This is a genomic window from Methylobacterium oxalidis, assembly GCF_007992195.1.
GTDB classification, from domain to species: Bacteria; Pseudomonadota; Alphaproteobacteria; order Rhizobiales; family Beijerinckiaceae; genus Methylobacterium; species Methylobacterium oxalidis.
The window spans coordinates 1-6,742 of record NZ_BJZU01000185.1 but is presented as its reverse complement, the minus strand read 5'-3'; the positions used below and the strand labels follow the sequence as shown (position 1 = coordinate 6,742).

Here is a 6,742-nt window from a genome sequence, read left to right as displayed (position 1 = left end):
AGTTCGGTATTCCGGCCGTCCGCTGGGGTATACCTCAGCGGACGTTGTGCTCTTGGCCGGCAGCATCTCGGCACTCGCAGGTTGGGCGTTATGGGATGTGGAGCGGCAGGGCTGCGAAGCACTCGACGTTAGCGGTGCACAGCAAGCATCGTCCCGATACCCAAACGGCATTATCCCTCAGGACCTTCCGCGCCGATGATCTGACCTGGAAGCGAGGAAATGGTTTCCACGCTTCTCTTCAGAGAGGATCAAGATTATGCGCAGCCTTCTTCTTGCCAGCACCGTCGTCGTCGCCTTTGCCTCTTCAGCCCAGGCCTGGACCCAGTCGATCCTGCATCCCGAAGGACAGGGCAGCGCGGTGACGCTGAATGGGGTCACGCCCCGCTACACGGTCTACGGTCCGGAAGCCGGCCGCTCGGTTCAGTCGGCGCGCCCGGGCAAGTCCGTCCGGATCGCTCCCGCCCCGGGCCCCTTCGCCGACGATAGCGAGATGCTGCACCACCATTCGCATAACTGAGGCCATTGACGCCGCTCTCTGGAGCCCGCGGTGGCCTGCGTCCCGCGCGGGGGGCGCCCGATGCCCCCCGAGAGTGTGAGCCCCGTCACGGCAGGCTCCTGAGAGAGGTGCGATCCTCACGACAAGATAGATGAACAGGAGGCGATTATGGTCCTCACGGTGTTCGATCCCCGCGCCAGCACCCAGATCCGGATCCGGGTCCCCGCAGTTCCTGCCATTCCCCAGCCGGTGCCGGCGGTCGTGGTCCGCCATCCCCGGTTCACGTGCTCGGCAAGCCGGGCTCCGTGATCCCTGGTTCCGAACCGCACCGGTCCCATTGAGACGCCGCTTCTCCGTCACGCTGGTTCAAGGACCGCGCCGGGGATCCATGTCGGGAGGCTCCCGTGAAACGTTCCCATGAGCGCCGTGCCAGATGCGCGGTCCTGCGCGAGCTCGACCGGCTGCTCGCACATCGAGCCATGATCGCGCTGGCTCAACCCGGCTTCACCCGCTGAGCCGAGTGGCGCCTAAGCGTACCGACGGCCGCCTCCCCTCGACGGCGGCTTCGTTGTCAGGACAATGGCAGGCCGATGTTCCACGGCCCCGCCGGGCAATGGCTTGAAGGGGTCGTCGCAACAGCAAGCCCGGAGCCGCCGATGGAGCTCCACGAGATCCGCTACTTCCTGGCGGTAGCGCGCCTCGGAAGCTTCACCAAGGCGGCTGACCACTGCAACGTGACGCAGCCTGCCCTGACCCGGGCGATCCAGAAGCTGGAAGATGAGCTAGGCGGTCTCCTGTTCTCGCGCGAGCGCGGCCACGTGCACCTGACCGATCTCGGCCGCCTGCTGGAGCCCGAATTCGGCGAGATGCTGGAGCGGCGCGAGCGCGCCAAGCGCGCGGCCTCGCGCTTCCTGCGCCTTGAGGGCGCGGAGCTGCGCCTCGGCGTGATGTGCACGATCGGGCCGCTGCGCTTCGTCAGCTTCCTCAACCACTTCCGCGTCACGCATCCGGGCATCGAGCTGACCCTCGTCGAGGGCGTGCCGGCGCGCCTCACCGAGATGTTGCTCGCGGGCGAGCTCGACGTGGCGATCATGGCCGATCCGCGCGGCTTCCCCGAGCCGCTGCGGGCGAGCCCGCTCTACGAGGAGCGTTTCATGGTTGCGTGCGGGCCAGCCCACGACTTCGCCTGCCGCAACGCGATCCGGATGCGCGACATGGCGGGGCAGATCTACCTGCAACGGATCAACTGCGAGTTCCGCGACCACCTAGCCGAGATCCTGCGCGAGCAGGGCACCGAGATCCTGCGCTCCCACCGCAGCGAGCGGGAGGACTGGATCCAGAGCATGGTGGCGGCCGGGATGGGGGTGTGCTTCCTGCCCGAGTTCTCCGCCACTCTGCCGGGCCTCTCACTCTTGCCGGTGATGGAACCGGTGGTCGCGCGGGAGGTCTGCCTCGTCACAGTGAGCGGGCGGCGCTGGTGCTCGCCACTGGCAGCGCTGGTGGCAGCGCTCGGCCAGTACACGTGGCCCGCGAGCCGCTTCTCGCTCGACGAGGAAGCTGCGTAGGAGATGGGCGATGCTCGACGTGTGGAGGAGCCAGCGTTCCCATAGGGCTTGCCCCAGCGGAACGTTCCAAAGCCACCAAGAGCCCGCTGTAGACGCGCAGTCTCGAACGCGGTCACACCCGACATCTAAGACCCTTCTGGAACGGTCATGCGTCTCGCGCATGCTCCAGCTTGTTCGTTAGGGTATACCTCAGTGGACGTACGGAAAGTGGGCCGAAAGCGCGTCCGCAAGGCTTGTCTCTGGTCAACGGACACTCGGTCCTGCGGACAGGATCCCAGCCAGCCGTCCTAAGCTGTGACCTCGACCGTCACTCTTCCGGCCGGCCCTCACTGCGACCAAGGCTGCCCTCCGGCGCCAGCGTGATCCGCTGCTCCGCTGAACGGTGTTCTTGGCGGATGCGCTGCAGAGCGCAGGTGGCGCGAGATCGAACCTCACCCGCGCGCATGGGAACAGCCGTCCGGATGAGGCAGTCTCAGGCCTGATCGGGTCCGAGGTGTTGACCCAGGAAGCTGGCGACCCGAGCTGCCGAATCAAACTGCGTCGTTCCCGTCAAGCCGTGCCCTTGGCCCGGGTAGATCCGGATCTCGTAAGGAGTGCCCTGCTGCTTCAGGAGACGCTCGATGGCGTGCGCCTGCGCGACGGGAACGACTGGATCCAAGGCGCCGTGCAGGATCAGGGTTGGCGGCAGCCGAGGCTGACGGGCGGCCAGGCCCTCCGGAAAGGGACCGAAATAGTCCACTATCGCTTTGACCCGGGCGTCAGATGCAGCAACCTCGAACGCTAGCGCCGCTCCGAGCGAAACCCCGACGATCCCGAGCTTCCCGGCCTCAACACCCGGCTGTGAGGCCAGCCAACTCACGCCATCTCGCACGGTGGTGGCCCAAAGCGGAAAGTCCTGGCGGAGCCGTGAGTAGGCGACACGCCTGTCCTGCGTGCGGTCGAGGTAGTGTGGGAAGGCGACGTGGTAGCCCGAAGCGGAGATCGTGCGAGCGGCCAGTCGGTAGCCTTCCGCGTAGGTCAGCCCGTCCGCACCATGCAGGAGCAGAACGGCCGGGCCGTTCGTGCCTGTGCCTCCTCCTGCTGCAGAGCCGCCCGAGGCGGCGAACCACTCGACCTCGATGCGCTGGCCGCCACTCGTGAAGCTCTGCATGCCTCGTGCGGTACTCCTGATGAGGCTGCGCCCGGCCGCAGAGCCGGTGTCGCATGGGCAGCATCAACTCTCACCGCGGATGGAGGATGCATCCGACTGCCCGATGCCGAGGGTTAGCCGTTCGCGAGACGGCGGCGTTGCGGCAACATCCGCTGTGGGCCTGCCGTGGGGGCTGCCGGGACAACAGCCCCGTGATGATAAAAGAATTACGGTGTTGTCTGTCTCTTTCTTCTCTCGGTCCTGAGTGGTCCCGGGGGAGGGGGCGCAGGCCGCCCCGGTGCGGTCTCATGCACCGACCTTCTCGGATTTATTGGCGGATCAACCCTCGGCTGCGTCGCTTTGCCGCCGCTTCGGAGATCCTGCCCGCAATCGGCTTCCGCTCCGAAATGGCGGCGCACCGACTCCCCACAATCCTACCCACACGCCGCGGTGAAACATGGAATAATGCAGCAAGTAAAGGCACTTGCCTGCATAGATGCGTGTTCTGGGGGACTAGGGGTCGGAGGTTCGAATCCTCTCGCTCCGACCATTTTTTCCTTGATCTTGAGGGGTTTAGGACGGGCGGCCAAAAGGCCGCCTTCGTGTCCTTTCAGTCGTGTCGCCACCATGTCGCCACCGGCTGAATTTTTCCGCGCGGCACCTGACCCCGTCTCTCGATCTATTTAGGCATAGACCCTGCCGACGGCCGGTCGAAGAGCGAACGTCAAAACTCTTCCGCGATCGAACCTTTGGCTGCCAGCTGAACCTCGGACATTCGGCTTTGCAGCCAATGTTGCCGTGCAGGCGGAGCCGGCGAAATCCCAAAAGCGGACGCTCGTTCAGTGAAGGTTTTGGGTCTGGTTCGCGCCATGAGCCGACCTTGGGCCGACAGGCGCTGACCCGCCGCTCCCGACCCCCTGCAGACCTTCAGTCTGGTATCAACGTGCCGCAGCGCGATCATCATTGGGCGATGGGCACGTGTGTTTTCGAGCCGCAGGTCTAGGCGCGTACCAGCCGACAGAGCGGTCCGTAGGAGCCATGGGGATGCATTCTGCCTGCTCAGAAGCCGAGACGAAATCAAAGCTGCGCCTTGCCTGATCGGCATGGTTCCGCCAATCAAAAGCGCCGATGTAGATCCATTTCTCAGGTCTATCTTCCCGATTTAGCCTTCGAACTCTATTCGATGCTGAGCCTATAACGAAAGTTGGTCCGCCAATCGGAGTAATGATCGCTGTTTCTCCCGTTGCCGTTCTATAAACGTTGGTGCGGGCCCAGTGAGACCAGTCCCATAGACCAAGCTTAGCCTTATACCATGTGCCCCGGAGCGATACATGCAGCATCGGGTAGAAGACGTGATCCAAAGTCATTTGGATCTGCGTGCCGTCTTCTAGAATGTGGGACGCGGAGGCGGCTTGGAAAGCCGAACAGGATGAGAGGCCGACGCTGAGTGTCGAGATCGCTAAGGAGAACAGGACGCGAGTGTTTCGAAGCCGCACTCTCCGCGCTTTGCCCCGCCTCGCTTGTCGCTTCGTTGAAGCTGCGCATCCGAGATCGCTGCGGAGCCACGCCTCGGCAAACCACCCATTGCTGCCATGCAGGCGGTCTGGACGACACTCCCGCAGCGGACGTTCGTAAGCTGGACGCTCTCGAGCCACGGAGTTCGCGTAAGCCGACTTTCATGGTGATAGCTGCGACGCTCGAATAGAGCTTGCCCGAGTGGGCCGTTCCGCAAGGCCTCGCGCTCGAACCGTTCTTCGGCACTGCGTGGCTGGCTCCAAATGCTTACATTAGTCTATAGTCGCGAAAATCTTGCGGCAATTAACTCAATTGCCGTGACGGGTCATCCCACTCTCCAAATTGCAAATTTTGAAGCCTAAAAACGTTCGCTTTTCTATTTCGCCTGCCGAGGAGAATTCACTTATGAATGATTTCCTCTAGCTTTGTCTCTAGAATGATCTTTCCTCTCTTGATGACCCATGAGCGCGGCGGAAGGTCCAAGAGCGCATTTGCGACATGGGGTGTGTCGAGGACCACCAAGTCCGCTTGTTTGCCGACCTCGAGCCCGTAATTGTCGCCAATACCCATCGCGCGGGCCGCGTTCGTGGTCGCCATGCGAAGAACATAGGCTTGGTCGTCTGGCGACCCGAGCTGAGCGATATGAGCGAGCATGTTGCCGATCTGCAGTGGATCGACCTTCCCGAACGGTGTGAAAGCATTGCGAATGTTGTTCGAGGCGTAGGTCACGTTCACGCCCGCCTTCCGGAGCGCTGCCACGGGTGTCAGGCCGCGCCGTGGATTGGCCTGATCCTTCCGGCCGCCGAGATAGGTGTCCGTCGCGGGAATCGTAACAATGTTGATATCGGCGCGCTGGAGCAGTTCGAGGACGGGCTGCGCTTGATCGGGCAGCAGAGAGGCGAGGCTGGTCATATGCCCCAGGGTGACCTTGCCCTGATATCCGGTGTCGATGGTCTTCTGCGCGATGTAGGCCGCCGCCGCGAAGCGGGGATCAGAGGTATCGTCGGCGAAGTCGGCGTGGAGGTCGACGGGGCGGTCGTACTTCTGAGCGAGCTTGAAGCACTCGTCGATGTGGCTCCGTGTGTCCTCCCAGGTGCGCTCGTTGTACGGGCAGCCTCCGACGACGCTCGCACCCATGTTGAGCGCTTCTTCCATCATCGCCAGAGTTCCCGGCGCCTTGAGGATGCCCTCCTGGGGGAAGGCGACGATCTGAAGGTCCAGCTCGTTTCTGTACTCGTCGGCCAGCGCCAGGGCGGTCTCGACGCCGATCAGCCCTTGGATGGGGTCGACGTCGGGCTGAGCGCGAAGGGCGACGACGCCGTTGCGTATCGCCATGTCGAGGACTTTTCGGGAGCGATCCAGAACGTCCTCGCGCACCTGCTGCGCCTTCAACTGGCCCGTGATCCGGATCGCCTCCGCCAAGGTGCCGGACTGGTTCGGCATCCGCTGTTCGAGCAATGCCTTGTCCAGATGGATATGCGGCTCGAGCAAGCCGGGAATCGCGGCTCGGCCTTGGGCATCGATCACGCGCGGCGCGGTGGCGGTGAGATTGGGTTGCACCGCAACGAAGCGCCCATTGCCAATGGCGAGATCCACCAGCGGCTTGCGATCGGCTATGCGGACCTGCCGAACCAGGAGCTGGATCTCTCCGTCCGCACGCCCCTCTGCCTGCGCCGCCGCAGCGATGGGCGCCGTCGCGAGGCCAACGGCACCCACGCCGCCCGCCGCAACCATCCCGGCCGAGGCGATGCCCTGGAGGAAGGCGCGCCGGTTGGTGCTCGAACATCCGCATGTGCAGCGTACCCTGTGCATCGTAACCCTCCCGTGCCGGTGCAACGTGCCGCCGAAGCGGGCGATGGGCCCGCGCCGCTCGGCCTCAGATGCCGAGGGCCAAGCCGTCGCTTCGCGGGTCGTGAGCGCCGACCAAGCTGCCATCGGTCTCGATGCGGATCGCACCCGGGTGGCCGGCCAGGGGGCTCTGCGCGGGGATGGGGCTGATCTCATGCCCACGCACCGCGAGTTCCGCGAACACGTCTT

At 64.1% G+C, this 6,742-nt stretch carries 4 protein-coding genes and 1 pseudogene; 2 read left to right on the top strand and 3 right to left on the bottom strand.

Features of this window, described 5'->3' with window-relative positions; all coding sequences use genetic code 11:
- Positions 1-256 precede the first annotated feature (256 nt).
- Together MOX02_RS28760 and MOX02_RS28755 are read left to right on the top strand one after the other, a co-directional pair.
- Complete coding sequence (locus MOX02_RS28760) at positions 257-517, top strand: hypothetical protein (protein ID WP_147029204.1); 261 nt, start codon at positions 257-259, stop codon at positions 515-517.
- Between the two features lie 635 nt (positions 518-1,152).
- Positions 1,153-2,061: a LysR family transcriptional regulator gene (locus MOX02_RS28755; protein ID WP_147029203.1), complete on the top strand. Its 909-nt coding sequence runs from the start codon at positions 1,153-1,155 to the stop codon at positions 2,059-2,061.
- A gap of 472 nt (positions 2,062-2,533) precedes the next feature.
- Here the strand turns inward: MOX02_RS28755 and MOX02_RS28750 are convergent, their stop codons facing one another.
- The 3 genes and pseudogenes from MOX02_RS28750 to MOX02_RS32520 form a co-directional block, all read right to left on the bottom strand.
- A complete protein-coding gene (locus MOX02_RS28750; protein ID WP_147029202.1) occupies positions 2,534-3,211 on the bottom strand; it encodes a dienelactone hydrolase family protein in 678 nt (225 codons plus the stop codon).
- A gap of 1,893 nt (positions 3,212-5,104) precedes the next feature.
- Positions 5,105-6,517 (bottom strand): amidohydrolase family protein, encoded by a 1,413-nt coding sequence (locus MOX02_RS28745; RefSeq protein WP_238178807.1) that lies wholly within the window; start codon positions 6,515-6,517, stop codon positions 5,105-5,107.
- A gap of 64 nt (positions 6,518-6,581) precedes the next feature.
- A pseudogene (locus MOX02_RS32520) lies at positions 6,582-6,742 on the bottom strand (gamma-glutamyltransferase); the annotation flags it as partial.

Coding starts and splice junctions, on each gene's coding strand:
- MOX02_RS28760 (WP_147029204.1), top strand. CDS start 257: ATGCGCAGCCTTCTTCTTGCCAGCACCGTCGTCGTCGCCTTTGCCTCT.
- MOX02_RS28755 (WP_147029203.1), top strand. CDS start 1,153: ATGGAGCTCCACGAGATCCGCTACTTCCTGGCGGTAGCGCGCCTCGGA.
- MOX02_RS28750 (WP_147029202.1), bottom strand. CDS start 3,211: ATGCAGAGCTTCACGAGTGGCGGCCAGCGCATCGAGGTCGAGTGGTTC.
- MOX02_RS28745 (WP_238178807.1), bottom strand. CDS start 6,517: ATGCACAGGGTACGCTGCACATGCGGATGTTCGAGCACCAACCGGCGC.